The organism is Moorena sp. SIO3H5, assembly GCF_010692395.1.
Taxonomy (GTDB): Bacteria; Cyanobacteriota; Cyanobacteriia; order Cyanobacteriales; family Coleofasciculaceae; genus Moorena.
Map to the genome: position 1 here is coordinate 1 of NZ_JAAHHS010000038.1, position 17,506 is coordinate 17,506.

Here is a 17,506-nt window from a genome sequence, read left to right on the forward strand (position 1 = left end):
TTCTTGCCCGCGACGGTATGTATTCTAAGGGGTTAAGACCCAAACAACGTAGCATTAAAACACAAGCCCACGAATACTTGTGATCGCGAATTGCTTCTTCAATTAAACTAATCTTGTCAGGATCTAGGGTTTTGCCCAGTGGGCCATTAGGACGACGAAGCAAGTAACTCATGATTATTTCTCTGTGATCTGAAGGTCAACGAATTGGATTTGCAGGATTTACCCTTGAACTCTACCTCTAGTTTGAATAGTCAGTGATTCTGGTTGGTCAATTAAGCGAAGAGTTAGAGTACTGATCTAAGAATCAGATTTGAGTTGTGAAACCTCGGCAGATGGTGTGTTCGGGTGATCGGTTGATCTCGAAGAATCTCACAAGCTGTTGTTTTTTACCAATCACTAACGATTGATAGATCAGGATTATCTTCTTCTAAATCTCCATCAATCATCGCCATTGTGGACAACACCAGATTATTCCGCCCTTCTAGTTGACTGACAAACCTTAAACACTTCAAATACTCTCAGTAAAGACTATCTTGAACAGAGCTTTATGAAAATTTTGATCAGATTTTGATCAGATTTCGTGAACATTTTGATCAGATTTTGTGAAATAACTGTGAAATCCTGTATCCACAGGGAATTCAAACAGCTTTTCCATGACTGTGCTCAATGCTAACTCTGACCATAAATTTCCTTAACTCGGGATTGCCCACGACTTGTCAGTCAATCCATTTCCCTCCCTTGTACTCCTCTTCCCTAACTGGTTGTGCCACCAGAGTTAATCGACCTGGATTTAGTACCACCCCCATTACCCTACAGGCAGTATGTCGATGGCTAAATAGCGTTAGTCCTGCTATAGATTGACACCACCTTTTTGCAGCTGTCGGATCGGATCTAACAAAAAATCCACAATCCGACGGCGGCGGATAATGATGTCAGCTTTAGCTGTCTGACCAGCTTTAAATCGGATCATTTGATCGTTTTCTGTGACGTAGTCACGGTTTAGGGAAACTTCCACCTCATAAACCGAACCAAGTTGTTGATCAGTTTTGGCATCGGCAGAAAGGGAGGTAACTTTCCCTTTGATGATGCCGTATTCCTGATAAGGATAGGCATCAAGCTTGATTTGCACCGGCATTCCTTGTTTGATAAAGCCTGCCTCTTGATTAGGTAAACTGGCTGATAACACCAGGGGCGCATCTTGGGGCGCTACTTCTGCAATGGTTTGACCGGGTTGAAAGACTTCACCAATATTGGCAACGTTGAGGGAGGAAACTACTCCATCCACCGGTGCATAGAGAAACTTTTGTTTGAGCCTAGCTTTCGCACTAGTTAGCAGATGGCGGTTTTCAGAAATTTTGGCATTTAGTTGAGTCAGTTCGATCTCCAACTGCTGAAGTTTCTGCTTGGTCTCCAGCTGAGTCCGATGCACTTCGGCTTGCTTTTGAGTTAGACCTGCTTGAAGTCGTTGAATTTCTGCTAAGGTCTGGTTGAGATCGCTCTGAGTGAGGGTGATGGCGCTATTGCGATCGCGTATACTCTGCTGAGCTTGATCAATCTGGTCTTGGTTACTGGCTGCTTCTTGCAGTTGGGTTTGGGTAATCACCCGCTGACTCGCTCGTAGGCTATGTTCTGCTTGAAATACTTGTTCTTTTGAGATTGCCCCTGATGCTAAAAGGGGTTTGAGATTGTCTAGGCGTTCTTTGAGCGCAAAGGCATCATCCTCTCGTTGCTCGAGTAGTGCTTGGGTAGTCGCCTTGAGCTGTTTTAGCCGTTCTAGTCTGTCCTGACTGGCGACGTTTGCCTGCTGATGTTGGATCAGTTGTTCTCGTAAGGCGGCTACTTTAGTCTGTGCCTGAGCGATAGCGGCCTGTTGTGCGTCAATGTCCGCTTTGGCAATTTGCTGACGGGTTTGGGCTTCTTGGCGGATGTTTTCAATCAGCCCTTGCATCTGAATTAATTTGATTTGGTCAGCATTGATCAGTTGCTCCAAACGCTCTACTTCAGTAGCACCAAGTTTTGTATCCAGTTCCACCAAGACTTGCCCAGCGGTAACCGATTCCCCTTCTTTGACCGCAATCTTGGCCACCTTGCCGGATTCGATCGGGTGAATTTTATACACTTCTCCTTTTGGCACTAACTTGCCTGTGGCTTTACCCACTTCGTCAATTTGCCCAAAAGTTGCCCAAAGCCCACAAACCATACAGAAGGCAAATCCGCCCAAAATCAGTCTCTGGGGCAGTACCGATGGTGGCTGATCTAGTAGATTTTGTAGGGCTGTTGACCAGTTTTCAGTGTTGGTCGCTCCTAGTGATGATGTTGGTGTGACCGGATTTGGAACATGTAATGGTGATTTGGGGACTGGTGGTGCTGATACCGCTGTCCCCCCATAGATCGATCTAATCTCAGCTGAGGTTAGATTAGGGTGAGGGGTTTCTCCCTCAGGGAGTCCCTCTCTAGAGGGGATAGATGCTTCTGGTTTGTTCATGGTAGTTCACCGATAATGACTGCTAGTGTTGTGTGTATTGATTTGAACTGAGAACACGAACGTTCGCGAAAGTCAATCTTGAACACAGTGGGCGATATACTTAATCACCCCGAGAGCTATTTTTTAAGCAAAAAATTGATAAATTTCATAAATGCCAGGGTTAAAGATCCAGCTGTTGCTGGGCTAGGTGGTAGTACAGACCTTTCTCAGCCATCAGTTCCTCGTGGGTACCGCGCTCTGCGATCAGACCTTGGTCGAGGACGACTATACAGTCGGCATTGCGCACCGTAGAAAGACGGTGGGCAATAATGAAGGTAGTGCGATCGCGACTAATGCGAGCTAAATTTTGTTGAAAACGTCGCTCTGATTCTGTATCTAGGGAGCTAGTCGCTTCATCAAGAATCATAATCTTCGGGTTACCCAGCAAGGCTCGGGCGATCGCAATCCGTTGCCGTTGTCCCCCAGACAGGTTAGACCCTCGCTCCCCAACCTTGGTGTTATATCCCAGGGGCAGGTTTTGAATAAACACATGAGCTTCAGCCAATTTGGCCACTTCTACCCCTTGTTCGAGACTATACTCAGGTTTGTATAAGCTGATGTTCTCTAAGATCGTCCCTGAAAACAAAAAGCATTCTTGAGGTACCACACCTAATTGAGAGCGCAAAGACTGGGGAGAAATATGTCGGATGTCGTGGCTATCAATCAAAATACGGCCTGTAGTTGGCTGATAGAGTCCTTGGAGCAGCTTGACCAAGGTACTTTTGCCCGAGCCACTGCGTCCGACAATGGCTATGGTCTTTCCAGGGGCAACCTCGAAGGAAATGTTCTGAAGGGTGTATTGTTCATCATCCTCACTGTAGCGAAAGCTGATATTGTCAAACTTTACATGCCCTGCGATCGCGGGCAATTGCATCAGGGGTTTTTGGGTATTCTCTTCTGGCTTGGTGGTCAAGACATCATCGAGCCGTTCCACGGATACCAAGATTTCTTGGAATTCATCCCAAAGTCCCACCAAAGACAAAATCGGGCTAATCACCCGACCAATGAGCATATTAAATGCCACAAACTGACCAATCGTTAGCTGTTCCTGAATTACCAGACTTGCCCCGAACCACAGTAAAGCCGTGCCGCTGAGGGTATTAATCAACCCACTCACTGACCCTAAGCCGTTGGCCAAGTTCTGTCCTTTGAATACCATATTCAACTGACCCGTGAGGCGGTCTTCCCAGCGCCAGCGCACCTCTTGTTCAGAGGCTGCGGCTTTGACAGTTGCTACCCCCGATATCATTTCTACTAACAGGGAGTTTTGTGCCGCCTCTTCTTTAAAGATTTCCCTGGACACTTGGCGTAGAAATGGACTGGCAACTATGGTCAAAATCGCAATCGGTACAATCGTTGCCAGCACCAGCAAGGTTAGGTACCAGTTGTAGTAGAGCATCAGCCCCACATAGACAAACATCATGACCACATCCAGCCAAGTCGCAATGGCTTGCTGAGTGAGGAACGCCTGAATTTTCCCAGTTTCCTGGACTCTGGTCAGGATGTCCCCCACCTGGCGGGATTCAAAAAACTTCAGGGGTAGTGTGAGGGTATGCTTAATAAAGCCACTGACAAAGGTAAGACTGAGTCGATTGGAAAAGTAATCCAGCAAGTAGCGTCTGGTGACACTCAAGCCTATGCTCCAAAGGCCAAAGATGACTAGACCAATGGCAAAGACATTGAGGGTAACAACACTTTTGTTAACCACCACCTGATCCAAAATGATTTGGGTAAACAGGGGGGTAATCAGACCAAACACCTGGAGCAGTAGGGACGCTAGGATAATTTGCAACAGGACTATGCGATGGGGCCATAGCAATCCCCAAAAGCGATTCAGAGAAATCTTTTGATTGGCAGTCCCTGCTAGCTGGGGAGTGGGATTCAACAGCAGCGCATATCCTGTCCAACCCTCTAGAAATTGTTGTCGAGAAAGCGTCCGCTTTCCCACAGCTGGATCCGCAACAAGTACCTTCTCCCCTTTGACCCAATAGACAACTATATAATGATCACCTTGCCAGTGAGCAATCCAAGGGTTACTCCGTTCCGCTAGGCGAGCTAAAGACGCTCTAACTGGAGTAGCTTGAAATCCCAAGGTTTCTGATGCTCTAGCTAACCCTTTCAGGGATGACCCAGAACGCCCCACCCCTGCCAGATTCCGTAGGGAATTCAAGCTAAATCGTTTGCCCCAGTAACGTCCAATCATTGCCAAGCAAGCAGCGCCACAATCTGAAGACGATTGCTGTTCAATGAAGGGATAGCGTTGCCACAACCCCTGAATAAAACGCCGCTTCGTCGGTACGGGAAATGGTATCAGTTCAGACTCAGCCTGGGTCGAGTTACTTTCTGTTTCAGCATTTCCATTGGTAGGGAGGTTAGATGGAATTAGCGGTACTCTGGAACCGGACTGAGTACGGACTTGATGAACTATGGCGCTAGTGGCGTCTGATTTCTGGTGTCCATTTTCAGAGCTTTGACCCGTCTGTGGACTCAACTTTGCCAGCACTGGTGCCAGGAGTTGGGCAGTTTCCCAATGTTCCTTTGGTAGATGGGTTACCCATAAATCGCTTTGGGCAATCCAATCTTCCGGCACTGGCTGAGGATAGCCCCAACTTTCGCCCCTTGCAATGGTTAGTGGGCAATTCTCTTGAACTGAGCCCCTTTCAATCTGACCACTACGTAGCCAGTAACGACCGAGTTGGCCAGATTCAACTAAGGACTCCCCAGCGGAAATCCTTGTGTCTACTAGGTAGGGCAACAATTGCTGTAGGCTGATGCTGTCAAGCGATCGCAATTCTGTTAAGGTCTTGAAGAAAATCAAGCGTTGCCGGTGCTGAGCTTGTTGCCGTAGGTTTTCGAGCCACTCCGGTAGCTGTTCTAACCAAGGTTGCAGTTCAGCTAAGGAAATCCGAGCAATCTGTCCTGAACTCGCTGCGATCGCTTGGTAAGGATAAGATAGGTTGCACAACAGTTCCTCAGCCCCAAAGGTTGCTCCCTCTTCAAGAACCTGTACGGATACGTCCCGCTGTTTTTCTGCATCAAAGCTTAGCAGCCGCACGCGCCCGCCACAGACGACGTAAAAATACTTATTTGGTTCATTTTGAACAGAATTTTGGCTTAACTCCCGTCTAGGATAAGATATAATTTCATCACCTAAATCAAAGTTATGAATTTGGAAGGATTGACTAAATTCTGGTAATAGTGTATTTGATAAGGTCTTATCCAACCAGTTCGCGATTAGGTGTTCAATAACCTCGGAATATTTATGGGTCGGGTATTGGCCAAGGGCATCTGGTGGTTGCCCTGATTTTTCTAAACCGACCGTTTTTTGGTGCATTAGCTAGAACCCCTTTGTTAGTGAGTTTTGCCATGTCTTGACTAGCGCCATGGTTATTTTGAGTCTTTTACCCCATGTGATTGGCACAAGTCTTGATTTTTCAAAAAGTACTCTAGGTAGGTCACATAGACTTTGATCTCCCTTTTGACCTAGTAATATTGCCAGTAGTGTTCCCTGGGCTTGACTTAGGAGTTGACTTAGGAGTAATGTGGCATCCAACAAGTGTTTGCCGTTTGATGCAACCTAAGCAATCCCAGCTAATCCAGGTAAATAAGTAATAATTTGATGGTCACCCTTGCTTCGGGAGACTGATTGCACTTTTTTAGGTAACTTTATGAAAAGCTTGTGAAATTAATTATGAGTTTTTTCCCCTGAAAACTCAATATCTTTACATATTTCTTAATTTACATATTTCTTTTTATACATAATATTCCTTACCACTAACCCCAAGGACAATCTCCGGAATCATCCTATGTGAAGTAAATCGGCGCTGTCAAGTTATTTTCACGATAAATTCACGGTTTTTAAGACAACTTAAAGAAATCTTTATAAACTCTTATTGAAGTTAAGTGACCAGATTGAAGTTAATCTGCTATATAGATTGGTCAAGTTTTCATAACATTTTTATTAAACTAATTATTCATATAATCAATTTAGTAGTTATCAATAGTCTCACAAGTACTTTACCAACTCTTCATTAAATCTTATTAGAAACTTTAAAAAAAAATTCACAAGAACAGCTATGTCTCAGCTCCTAGAGAAGCTTTGTGATCCGTAATAGTGTGATAAGATTTGTCAATTACCCTAGGGGTGATACCCCTCAGAAATTTTCCAGCTTACAAAACATCATACTTCCTATCTGGTCCTAATATCATCGATCCTTAAATACTAATGATTAAAACTGATTGGGAGAGGCGGAGAAGTAAGGAAAGGCAAGAACGCGGATATTGTTAATTATCGCTCATCCTCCGGACTTGCTATAAGTTAATCAAAAGTTAACTTACCTATTTTTATTGTTCGTTATTTTTATTTAAAAACAAAAAACTAATCCCTAGGTTTACATCTCATTAATAAACCCTATAGTCACCTATAAGTTAACGTAAACTTTACAAAAGCATCTTACCAAAAGTGACAAATTGGCAGGTCTATATTTTTAAAATTATTTATGGTTTTAATATAAATAATTTGAGGGATAAATCAAATATTTAATATAGCGTTGGTTCTTTGTAGGATATGTAAACCTGTAAGGTCTTTTTTTATTGAACAATAGAACTCCGGATATCTTGCGCATCGCGCCTTACTTAGGCTCCTAGTAGGGGGTAGAGATGGATTGCTCTTGTATGCAAACCAATTTCTGCAAGAAGTGTGTTTACAACCCAGATACAAACGCTATATTCCCCATTATCCCTTACCACTATTGATAATTAAGTGAACAGAAAAACCTAGAGGTTTATGACATCAGATACTCTCTTCTTATCCCTGAAATCTCAAACCTATAACCCTAAACCTAACTTTGCTAATGCTACTGGAGGGGCTCAGTTTACAGGATATAGTCACAGTTCTTCCGGGAGTTTGACTGAGGCTGAAGCACAGACTTTGGTAGACGATGGTTTAAGTCAAGCCATTGCTAATGCTGACGCTACCTTTATCAATGACCCAACTTTTTCTGAACTCTTTACTCAAAGTGCTGGAGTTGGTCAACAGGGCGCTTATGAAGTATTTGCCCACAGTAAAGCTAAGGTAGTTGGTAATTTTTCCGTTGGTGCTTATGAGAAGTTCTCGTTTGATTTCTCAACTGCTGTACAACTTAACTCAAAAGAAATTGAAAATTCCAATACTGAATATGCTTCCGCAAAGTCAGGCAGTTACTTTTTTGTATTAGACACAACCAATGGTTATACCAGACTGTTAGATTATTTTGGCTTCAAGGGGAATTTAATTTCTTCTAGTCAAGTTGGCAAGTTGAACGTTAGTGGAAGTTATAATGTTGACTTTAACTACCCCCATAAAACTACAGATATCAATGGTAACAATGGCATCGACTACGTCAACGGATCAACCACAGGAGAATATGAGCGTTGGTTTAACCGTGATACCAATTTAACTGTAGTAGAAGTCAATACCAGTACAATTCAGTTGTTGGGAGATAGCTTCATCTATAACCTGGGCAATGATGTCCGCTATGGAAGTATTTGGAATGATAAAATTCATGGAACTAATTATGGGGACAAAATCTATAGCAGCCTAGGGGATGATCTTGTCTATGGCTATGATGGTAATGATATCCTCGAAGGAGGTAAAGGCGACGATAAACTCTATGGGGATAATGGTCATGATAAACTTCATGGCAGTTTTGGCGAGGATACCTTAGTCGGTGGTTACCACAATGATAACTTATTTGGTGGTGATGATGATGATATCCTGATTGGTGGTCGTGATAGCGATATTATGACTGGTGGTAGTGGCGCTGACCAATTCGTTTTTGAGCTAAATCAGAGTTTGTTATCCGGTGAATATGATGTGATCAAAGACTTTGAGGTTGGTGTCGATCAGATTGAATTCAGGGGCTGGGGTTATATTGATTCCTCCTATTGGTTCAATGGGGTAATTGCTGAAGGTCGGCTCACCGATACCCACGATGGTGCGCTATTCCATTCAAATTATGGTGGAAAAGTCCTATTAGAAGGGGTTAATGCCCACGAAGTTAGTCACTCTGACTTCGTCTTCGCTGGTTAAAATTTAATTCCAGATGGCGAATACTCTACAGGACAAAGGCCGTAAATTTATAGCAATTCTTAAGGCTGATAGGGCTACAGATAAATTTTATCTCCCCATCTCCCTATCTACCTATCTACCTATCTTCCCATCTAAATCTTTAATCTTACTTTTAAAAATTGGGATTACTTGTAAAGTGTGTTAATAAGGCACCCTACTAGTACTTATAAGGTTTAGTTCCCAGTTTTTCCTAAGTTTTGCTCTAATTCATTGAAGCCAAACCCAAAGAGGCGATCAAGCGATTGATCGCCTCTTTTATCATGAGATGATTACTGATAGCTAAATATTTAATATAAAATTTATATATGAGATATAAACCTAGAAGGTCTTTTGTTATTATCCAATAAAACTTCGGATCTCTTTTGCCTCTTGGCTTTTGCCTCTTGGCTTTTGGCTCTTGGCGCAAGAGGTGTGTTCACAACTCAAATCAAAACACTATATTATCACTACCAGAGCATTAGCTGACTGCTGATAAATAGCTTAATGCTTAACATTTTTGCTGCTTATTGTCATCAAAATCAGCCGCCAAAATGGCGCTCATCATGGATTCCTGCTATTTATAATGATTCCCGTAATAAGCCAATATAAAAATGGAGATTTTCATGGGATCAAATACTTTATTTTTGCCAATTGTTAAAACTCCTAACTCCAAACCGAACTTTGCTGATGCTACAGGAAGCGCCAAATTCAGCAACTATAGTCAACCAGCATCTGGATTTTTGACTCAAATTCAGGCGCAGACTTTAGTCAAGAATGGTGTGGGTTTTGCCCTTGCTAATGCTGACGCCACTTTTGTGAATAACCCAACCTTCTCTACACTATTTAGTCAAGCTACTGCGGCTGGTTTTGATGGTGCTTTTGAGAGTAGTTCCCAGAGTAACACTAAAGTAGTCGCAAGTTTTTCTGTTGGAGCTCATCAACAATTCTCTTTCAATTTCTCAGCAGATTTACGACTAACATCTAAAGAAATTGAAAATTCTAATCGGGAATATTCTCAGGCCAAGTCAAACATAGGTTTTCTGGTGTTAGAGAGTGAGAATCCCAATCAAGCTAAGGTTAAAGGTTTTTTTGGCATTGCTGGTGATTTAATCTCTTCTCGTCAAATCGGCGACTTGGATTTTGGTTCTAGCAGCAACGTCAACCTTAACCGTCCCTTTAAAACTACTGATATTGATGGCAACAACGGCGTAGACTTCGTCAAAGGTTCAGCCCGAGGGACTTATCAGCAAACTTTTGACCGTGATACCAAGATCACGATCGTAGAAGTTAATAACAATGCCGTTAATTTGTTAGCAGATACCTTAATTAACAGCCTGGGTAAGGATGTCCGCTATGGAAGTATTTGGGATGATAAGCTTCGTGGTACTTTCGGTAATGACAAAATTTATGCTAGCTTAGGCGATGATTCAATTGAAGGACTTACTGGCGATGACATCTTGGAAGGAGGTAAAGGCAACGATAAGCTGAATGGAGGGTTTGGTGATGATAAACTCCATGGCAGTTTTGGTGACGACACTTTGGTAGGTGGCGGAGGCAGTGACACCATGGTTGGTGGTAGTGGCGCTGACACATTTGTGTTCAATCGGAGCGATAGTTTGCTTGGAGATGACTTCGATATTATCAAAGACTTCCAAGTTGGTTTAGATAAGGTTAAATTCCAAGGTTTTGGTCAAATTGACTCCAAAACTTGGTACAACAATGGGATAAATCAGGGTTACCTTACTAATACTAGTAATGGCGCTCTCTTATCTGACGCAAAAGGTGGAGAAGTTTTGTTTGAAAATGTGAATCTAAACCAGCTTAAGCATTCTGACGTCTACTTCGCCTAAAATCGAGTCTTAGGGGCGAAGCATTTGGGAAGATACTTATTGGAAAAACGACGATATTTAGCTGCAAATGCTTCCCCTGATCGGTATTCTGGCAAGAGGTCTAAAGAAAAGAGGCGCACGCTACGCGAACGCCTCTTTTTTCATATCAATATTCTTACTAGCAGCTGATGGTGTCCTGGTAATCGGTAATTGGTAATCGGTAATCAAACCACTCTTACCAGTAATTAATTAATTTTATACTAATAAACAATAATTAATTAACTTAAAATAATAATAAATTTTTGGGATAATTTGCTGTTAAATAAACAGTCAAAATGGCGTTTTTAATCTATGTAATTATCTTTATAATTTTAATCTCATATAGTTGTCCAAAAAACTAAAATTAATGACCTCAGACACTCTATTCTTAACCCCTAGAACTTCTAAGTCCAAACCGAACTTTGCTAACGCTACAGGAAAGGCTCAGTTTACCAACTATAGTCAAGCTCCTGCTGGTACCTTGACTAATGCCCAGGTGGAGACTTTGGTCAAGGGTGGTATAGCTACTGCTATTGCTGATGCTAAAAGTAGCTTTATCAATGACCCAGCTTTCTCTCAACTTTTCAGTCAAAGTACTGTAGTTGGTACTGAGGGAGCTTTTCAGGGCACTGCCAATAGCCGCACTGAAGTGGTTGGTAATTTTTCAGTGAGAGCTAATCAAAAATTCTCTTTCAATTTTTCAGCAGCTTTAGAACTGAAAGCCAAAGAAATTGAAAATTCCAATCGGGAATATTCTGAGGCTAAGTCAGGAACATTTTTTTTCCTGTTGAATACTGATCAGATGAATCAGCCCAAGATTATCGATTCGTTTGCAATCTCTGGTGATTTAATTTCTTCCCGTCGAATTGGCGATATCGATTTTGGCTCTAGTCGTAACATCACACTGAACTCTCCCACAAAAAGCTTTGATATTAATGGTAACAATGGCATAGATTTCGCCAAGGGTTCAGTTACAGGCAGTTATCAGCGCACCTTTAGTCGCAATACTAATTTGACGTTAGTGGAAATTAATCAAAGTGCTGTTAAATTATTAGGAGATACCTTAATTGACAACTTAGGTAATGATGTTCGCTACGGCACGATCTGGAATGATGAACTCCGTGGCACTAACAGGAATGACAAAATTTATGGCAGCCTAGGTAATGATTCCCTCCATGGATTTGATGGGAATGACATTTTAGAAGCTGGTCAAGGTGACGATAAGCTATATGGGAACTCTGGTAGGGACAAACTCCATGGCAGCTTTGGTAATGACACTCTTAAGGGTGGCTCGGGCAAGGACATCATGTATGGTGGCTCTGGTCAAGACATGATGTATGGGGGCACTGGTAATGACACAATGTATGGAGGCATTGATGATGATACCATCCAGGGTGGCTCGGGTAACGATTTCATAGCTGGGGATGCTGATAACCAAAACAACAATGTTAATGTTTACCGTGGGCATCAATATCTCCTAACTTCTGTTGCTGGCACCTGGGACGAAGCTCAAGCTGAGGCAAAGCGTTTAGGTGGTAACCTGGTAACGATTAATGATGCTGCTGAGCAAACATGGCTGTTTAACAAATTTGGTTCTAAGGAACTGTTTTGGATTGGCTTAACTGACAGCTCAAGAGAAGGTAATTGGAAGTGGGTCAGTGGTGAGTCAGCATCTTATCGCAACTGGTCTCCAGGAGAACCGAACAACTCCACAATCTATGGAAGTCAACCAGAAGGTGAAGACTATGCCGTCATGGGTTGGGGCGATCGCGCCTGGAATGATTTAAGCGATCGCGATCCTTGGCATAATAATCTGCGAGGGGTGATTGAGATCAATCAGCCCAGTACTAAAAATACCATAATTGGTGGAGATGACATTATTACTGGTGGTCGCGGTAGTGATACCTTAGTCGGTGGCAGTGGCGCAGATAAATTTGTGTTCAAACGGAATGAGAGTTTGTTAACCGGTGAGTTTGATGTAATCAAAGACTTTGAAGTGGGTGTTGATAAATTTGAATTCCAAGGCTGGGGTAATGTTAATGCCTCCAGGTGGTTCAATAATGAAATATCCCAAGGTGGCATTATTGATACTCAAGATGGTGCTCTGTTCCGTTCTGATTATGGTGGAACTGTTCTGTTTGAAGACCTGAGTGTAGCAGATATGAGCTACTCTGACTTTATATTTAGCTAACCCCCAATTCTAGAAGAAGCTAAGTGCTGAGTGCAGAACGCGCTCAGTGCTCAGTGCGTCAGTGCTGACAAATAAATCAAAAGAAGCGATTGCCTCTTTATATCCTCCCAAAAAAAAATTAGCCAAAATGGCGATACTTTTGGAAGATAGTTATTTATGATAGTGGTGGGCTTAATCCTTTCGATCAAAAGCTCAGATCTGGCTTTGGGTAAAGAGGGTAGTAGCCCAATCCACCGTCAGTTAAGCAAGGGTCAACGGTCAACGGTCAACTACCTACTATGTCAACTACCTACTAGAAGAAGCATGGCAAGAGGATGAACTTCTGCTATAAATTCTACCACTAGAGTCTCTTTTGACAGTAATCTCTTGAATAATGGTTGCTTCATCCCCAGAGGCACTTGCTGTACTTTCTGCTTGGACTACAACCGTACCATCTGGTGAAACTATCCATTTTCTGATTGTCTGGGAGCGTCTCATGGTTACATCACTCTAGTTAGTAATTTTAGTTAGTAATTTTAGTTATGAGGTAGATTCAATTTTATTACCCCTGCTGCGAACGCGCCCCGCGTGGCCCACGGCCTCAGTCCCTAAAACCAAGAATAGCATTGGGATTATTCCCCAGTATTGATGGTACTTGTTTCACTATGGATCATATAGTTAACTTCAGTATTGAGCCACTCTTGAAACATACCCTGTAAAATTTCTTTAGACTTTTCTTCGGTTAATTCAGCTCGAATAAATTCTTCAACTAAGAAAAGATGATATCCTTGTTCGGTGTGTAGGGGATGAGTTACTTCTCCTGGCTGAACACTAAAGATAACGGCAGCTATCTCAGGCTTAAAGCTCCAGCGAGGCAACTTTCCTTCATAGCCACACCGTCGCTGCCTTTCTGGGTCTATATCATAGAAATGAGCAGCTTCATAAAAACTAATTTCTCCTTCCTCAATCTGATAGAAAAGCTCCTGAGCAATTTCCTCAGAATCCACCAGAATTTGATAAACCAAAACTTGCTCAAAGTCCAGTCGATTTTGAGCAAAGTTTTTTTCGACATGCTTAGAAAATAAGGACTCAGCAAGCTTTTGGGCAAGCAAGCGATCGCTAATACCCGCTTCCCAATCCTCTGCGGTCACCATCTGATCTGCCAGCCAGGCCAATGTTTCTGCTGCTTTTTCTAAACGATTGGCATAACGGATCTCATCCGCCTGAGCTTGGACGTCTTCTGGTGAGACTGTTATCCCTCGTTCTTCAGCCGCTTTATTGATAACTCGTTGATACAAAACTTTTTGACAGATGCCCTTGAGATGCATCTCCTTTTTCAAGGAGTACATAATTTCCTCTGGAGTCACCGATGCTTTGGAAAGATCAACCATTACACCCGATTATTAATATAACTTAAACTACTTACTTACAGTCTTAGTCAGAGTCAGCTTAGTCAACCCTCTGACTATTATCATCATAATACAAAAATTAATTGCTAAGTTCTGCCAAGTTGCCGAATTGAGGGCGGAGTATTTGCCAGTAAAAGCGAGAGTTAAAACTTATCACTGAATCCAAATACCTCGCCCCTCAATCCTAATTGTGAGCCAGCACACAGAAACTAGATGAAATTTTATGAAGCTTATAGCTTTAGAAGTATTTAGTAACGCTCATACTAAAAAAAGTTTCCTTAATCTCAGGTGCTGAGAAATCATCAGTACCAGCGCTAGCTTCAACAATACCCAAAGTGTTTGCCGGTTCAATAACAGATGCTTTTACTGAACTCGTACTGACTTGGGAATCAGGATCGATGCTGATGGCATTACTAATAGTACTTGAGCCCTCAGAACTTATTTCCGATAGACCTTGAATTCCAGAAACACTAGACTTCATCGATTTATATGAGCCAGGTAAAGTCCATAACTGAAAGCGATTAAACATAATCGTTAAACTCCTTTGCTACTAATGGAACAAGTTAAAAACAATTTTGTTTAGTAAAAAAATCACTAAACTTCTTGAAGTTGTCGAGATGAAATAACTTCAAACCAGCGGACAATAATCTAGAACAACAGTTTTATAAAATGGATGCACCACTTAAAACCATCGTTACTATTGCTAGCTAGCAAAAGGCTAGCTAGCCTTTTGCCTTAAAAGGATCAGCAAAGTACCTCACCGAATTGATAACTACTATATATTTCTTGAGTTACCCAATGAAACCATAAATCGCAAAGGCGTCGCTTCTAGAACTATGGGAATAAAAAGGATCGCTAGAGTTAGCCTGAGCTCTTACGTTACCTTGAGAAAAGAATCGCTCTACATCTGTAAAGCCTGTTACTGAAGTATTGGTATGCTGACCAAACGCATTGGCATTACCATTAATGGTAGCGAAGCCAGGACCAGCGAAGGCTTCAGCAGAAGTAAAAACAAAACCACCTAAAATAGGGTGGTCTGTTGCCTCCAGCTCGAAATATTCTAATTCAGAAATGTTCATGTAATGATTCTCCTGCTTAAATCATCTAATGGTTTGTTTTGCCTGGAATTATTTAATTGTCCTGAAGAGCCTTTAATTGTAGTCGATAAAACATAAAATCGACTAACAAGATAGATTGTAAGCATTATTTTAAGTAAGTAGCGCTCAAAATTATCCCACTACCAATCAACCACAATTCAATGCTATAATTGTGATTAATGCTACGGAAAGATGTTAATTTTTGCCTCATCTTTCCGCAGCATTTAATCATGAAAACTTACTACTTTAGGCTATTTCAGCCATCCTCTTTTTAGTGGAAAAAGAAGCGGTTACCACCAGTAGCAGATACTGCATGTAGGCTAGAGTGAGAACTACCGGGAGTAGTCAACGTACCACCCTGGACGTTAGTAAAGGTACCTGGACCAAAGGCTTCAGCACGGCCATCAACCCTTGCTGTGTTCCCGAAAATGTTGGCACCGACGTTAACATTTCCGAAAAATCCAAAACTTTTGAAACCAGATGCACCAACAACCTTGGATTGTTCAGCAGCATTCTCTAGATGATTTAGATCAGAAATAATCATTGGTTAATTTTCTCCTTTGTACTTGAGTGTGTTAGACAGTTTGTTAGACCTATTGGTCATTTGGAACTCCAATTAAACTGGCATAGTTCAAAATAGTGTATAAGCAATCGTGAACAAAACTAGTGATTAATTATTTAAAAATACTAGCTTTTGATTGAATATTTTGAAGCCAGAACAATGAAGACTTTGAAGGTAAAATGAGTGTATTCATTCTGACATAGACTTTATTGGAATGTAGTCTATTAGGATAGTATTACACCCATTTTTACAAATCACTTAATCAGAACCTATTCGTGACTAAGTACTAACGGCTTATTGTAGAGAAGCCAATATTTAAAGACTTGAGCATTGATTGATAGCTTTAATTTTAAACTACTACTCTAAGCAGTTTTATTAATAATGTTTATCAGAAGAACTAGTGAGAAGAAGTAGCAGAGGTTCCACTTACGCTAGAGTGAGAATTATTATCAGTAGTTCTTGTATAACCATTGATGTTGCTGAAAGTATTGTCCCCATAAGCCTCTGCGCTGCCCTTAACCGTAGCTACGTGCCCTTGAATGTTAGCACCGACGTTGATAGATCCGCTATATCCGAAATGGTTGTAGTAAGGTGGGTAGTAGTGAGAGCCACCCACAACCTTGGGGTTTTCAGCAATAGTTTCTAAATGATTTAAATCAGAAATAATCATTATTTATTTTTATCCTTTTTTTTTTGTAAAAAAAATGCTTGATCTACACTCTAATTAAAGTAGCATTTTTTAAACTGTTTGTATCGCCAATTTGGCAATTAATCTATTAATTTCTGATTTGAACTATTGGCGATTTAATACCCTGAAGCTATAAAATTAAGCAATCAAATGTAAACCTGAGTATTATAATCCTGAGATAGAACTTAATTTACTCTATTCTATTAGGATATGAAGACACCCAGGTTTACAAGTTACTTATTCAGGAACTTGTCCTGACTAAGTACTAGTGGAGGCTGATAGCAGAGAAGCCAATACCTACAGACTTGGAGGCAGTGGTGCCACCTTGCTCAAGAGTAACAAAGACGCTTTCTTGCTTAGTAGCAACATTATTACCTTGATCGCTAGCACTTTCAGATGTAGTACCACCTGAAGCAATAACACCATTAACGATTGCACTAGAATTAATGCTAGTATTGAAAAGTTCGTTTTCAGTGATGCTGGTGTTAGTGGTAACGCTGGTGTTGATAACATTGTTGAATTTGATTCCAGCAATAGTAGTACCACCTTGAACTTGGCTAGCTTCAACAGATTCTAGATGGTTTAGGTCAGAAATAAGCATTGATTTTCTCCTTCTTGGTTGTTGATTTTTTTTGAATCAGCTTTGTTTTAGCTGTTGATATAACTATAGCTATATTCCCATAGATATGTCTCGCCAATTTGGCCATTTATCTATTAATTTCTGGTTTTAAATTACTATTTTTTTAACTATTTTTAAGTAATCAAACTGAAAGAATCAAACGTAAACCTGGGTGTAATCATCCTGATATAGAACTCAATTTAATGCATTCTATTAGGATATGATTACACCCAGGTTTACAAGTTACTTATTCAGGAACTTGTTTTGAATAAGTACTATATGCCGATAGCAGAGAAGCCAATACCTACAGACTTGGAGGCAGTGGTGCCACCTTGCTCAAGAGTAACGAAAACGCTTTCTTGCTTAGTAGCAACGTTACGACCTTGATCGCTAGCACTTTCAGATGTAGTACCACCTGAAGCAATAACACCATTAACGATTGCACTAGAATTAATGCTAGTATTGAAAACTTCGTTTTCAG

The 17,506-nt window shown here is 41.4% G+C and carries 13 protein-coding genes and 1 pseudogene; 3 read left to right on the forward strand and 11 right to left on the reverse strand.

Going from position 1 to position 17,506, the window contains the following annotated elements; all coding sequences use genetic code 11:
* From F6K52_RS36925 to F6K52_RS06710, 3 genes are all read right to left on the reverse strand, one after another.
* Nucleotides 1-172, reverse strand: a 172-nt coding sequence (locus tag F6K52_RS36925) for a HetP family heterocyst commitment protein (RefSeq protein WP_364416395.1), incomplete at its 3' end; no start/stop codon positions are given.
* 678 nt (nt 173-850) lie between these two features.
* Entirely contained in the window at nt 851-2,485 is a 1,635-nt protein-coding gene (locus tag F6K52_RS06705; protein WP_293075623.1) for an HlyD family efflux transporter periplasmic adaptor subunit, read from the reverse strand.
* 160 nt (nt 2,486-2,645) lie between these two features.
* A complete protein-coding gene (locus F6K52_RS06710) occupies nt 2,646-5,858 on the reverse strand; it encodes a peptidase domain-containing ABC transporter (protein WP_293075625.1) in 3,213 nt (1,070 codons plus the stop codon).
* Between the two features lie 1,452 nt (nt 5,859-7,310).
* Here F6K52_RS06710 and F6K52_RS06715 point away from each other — a divergent pair.
* The 3 genes from F6K52_RS06715 to F6K52_RS06725 all read left to right on the forward strand — a co-directional run bounded on the left by F6K52_RS06715 (nt 7,311) and on the right by F6K52_RS06725 (nt 12,671).
* Nucleotides 7,311-8,594: a calcium-binding protein gene (locus F6K52_RS06715; RefSeq protein ID WP_293075627.1), complete on the forward strand. Its 1,284-nt coding sequence runs from the start codon at nt 7,311-7,313 to the stop codon at nt 8,592-8,594.
* A gap of 641 nt (nt 8,595-9,235) precedes the next feature.
* On the forward strand, nt 9,236-10,462 hold the full coding sequence (locus F6K52_RS06720; RefSeq protein WP_293075629.1) for a calcium-binding protein: 1,227 nt from the start codon (nt 9,236-9,238) through the stop codon (nt 10,460-10,462).
* Nucleotides 10,463-10,847: 385 nt separating this feature from the next.
* Entirely contained in the window at nt 10,848-12,671 is a 1,824-nt protein-coding gene (locus F6K52_RS06725) for a lectin-like protein (protein ID WP_293075631.1), read from the forward strand.
* 285 nt (nt 12,672-12,956) lie between these two features.
* Here the strand turns inward: F6K52_RS06725 and F6K52_RS06730 are convergent, their stop codons facing one another.
* From F6K52_RS06730 to F6K52_RS06765, 8 genes and pseudogenes are all read right to left on the reverse strand, one after another.
* Nucleotides 12,957-13,148 carry a hypothetical protein gene (locus tag F6K52_RS06730; RefSeq protein ID WP_293075633.1) on the reverse strand — a complete coding sequence of 64 codons (192 nt, stop codon included), beginning with the start codon at nt 13,146-13,148 and terminating at the stop codon, nt 12,957-12,959.
* Between the two features lie 134 nt (nt 13,149-13,282).
* Nucleotides 13,283-14,041, reverse strand: a complete 759-nt coding sequence (locus tag F6K52_RS06735; RefSeq protein ID WP_293075635.1) for a peptidylprolyl isomerase — start codon at nt 14,039-14,041, stop codon at nt 13,283-13,285.
* Nucleotides 14,042-14,297: 256 nt separating this feature from the next.
* Complete coding sequence (locus F6K52_RS06740) at nt 14,298-14,588, reverse strand: hypothetical protein (RefSeq protein WP_293075637.1); 291 nt, start codon at nt 14,586-14,588, stop codon at nt 14,298-14,300.
* 262 nt (nt 14,589-14,850) lie between these two features.
* On the reverse strand, nt 14,851-15,138 hold the full coding sequence (locus F6K52_RS06745; RefSeq protein WP_293075639.1) for a hypothetical protein: 288 nt from the start codon (nt 15,136-15,138) through the stop codon (nt 14,851-14,853).
* A gap of 289 nt (nt 15,139-15,427) precedes the next feature.
* On the reverse strand, nt 15,428-15,700 hold the full coding sequence (locus F6K52_RS06750) for a hypothetical protein (RefSeq protein WP_293075641.1): 273 nt from the start codon (nt 15,698-15,700) through the stop codon (nt 15,428-15,430).
* A 415-nt stretch (nt 15,701-16,115) separates the two neighbouring features.
* Entirely contained in the window at nt 16,116-16,388 is a 273-nt protein-coding gene (locus F6K52_RS06755) for a hypothetical protein (protein WP_293075643.1), read from the reverse strand.
* 283 nt (nt 16,389-16,671) lie between these two features.
* Entirely contained in the window at nt 16,672-17,007 is a 336-nt protein-coding gene (locus F6K52_RS06760; protein ID WP_293075645.1) for a hypothetical protein, read from the reverse strand.
* 293 nt (nt 17,008-17,300) lie between these two features.
* Nucleotides 17,301-17,506: pseudogene (locus F6K52_RS06765) on the reverse strand (hypothetical protein); the annotation flags it as partial.